The sequence below is a fragment of the Staphylococcus sp. EG-SA-2 genome, from assembly GCF_017152085.1.
The window spans coordinates 1-963 of record NZ_JACYHC010000920.1; the positions used below are offsets into that span (position 1 = coordinate 1).

The following is a 963-nucleotide window of genomic DNA, read 5'->3' on the forward strand; positions in this document are numbered from 1 at the left end:
TAAAACGAAATGTAAATGCAGATGAGTATGAAGCTATTGGGCGTAAAGTCGCAGATATCGTTGGCATGGATTACTTCGATGATACAACTTATCAACCACATAGGTTAATGTATTGGCCTTCAACTAGCAATGATGCAGAATTTTTCTTTACCTATGAAGATTTACCTTTGTTAGATCCAGATAAAATATTAAATGAATATGTTGATTGGACTGACACATTAGAATGGCCAACGTCTTCAAAGGAAGAGAGTAAGACTAAAAGATTAGCAGATAAGCAAGGTGACCCAGAAGAAAAGCCGGGAATTGTTGGCGCATTTTGTAGAGCCTATACGATAGAAGAAGCTATATCAACTTTTATTCCTGACTTATACGAAAAACATTCTACTAACCGTTATACCTATCATGAAGGTTCAACTGCAGGTGGATTGGTGTTATACGAAAATAACAAGTTTGCCTATTCTCATCATAATACGGATCCCGTTAGCGGTATGCTTGTGAACAGTTTTGATTTAGTACGCATACACTTATATGGTGCTCAAGATGAAGACGCTAAAACAGATACTCCGGTTAATCGACTACCTAGTTATAAAGCAATGCAGCAAAGAGCGCAAAATGATGAAGTTGTTAAAAAGCAATTAATTAACGACAAAATGTCTGATGCAATGCAGGATTTCGATGAAATAGTAAATAGCGATGATGCATGGTCTGAGACGTTAGAAATTACTTCGAAAGGTACTTTCAAAGCTAGTATCCCAAATATAGAAATTATATTGCGTAATGATCCAAATTTAAAAGGAAAAATAGCATTTAATGAATTTACAAAACAAATTGAATGCTTAGGGAAAGTGCCATGGAATACTAATTTTAAGACACGTCAATGGCAAGACGGTGATGATAGCAGTTTAAGAAGTTATATCGAAAAGATTTATGACATACACCATTCAGGTAAAACAAAAGATGCCA

At 35.1% G+C, this 963-nt stretch carries 1 pseudogene; it reads left to right on the top strand.

Annotated features, from left to right (window positions below):
* A pseudogene (locus tag IDG60_RS16230) lies at positions 1-963 on the top strand (virulence-associated E family protein); the annotation flags it as partial.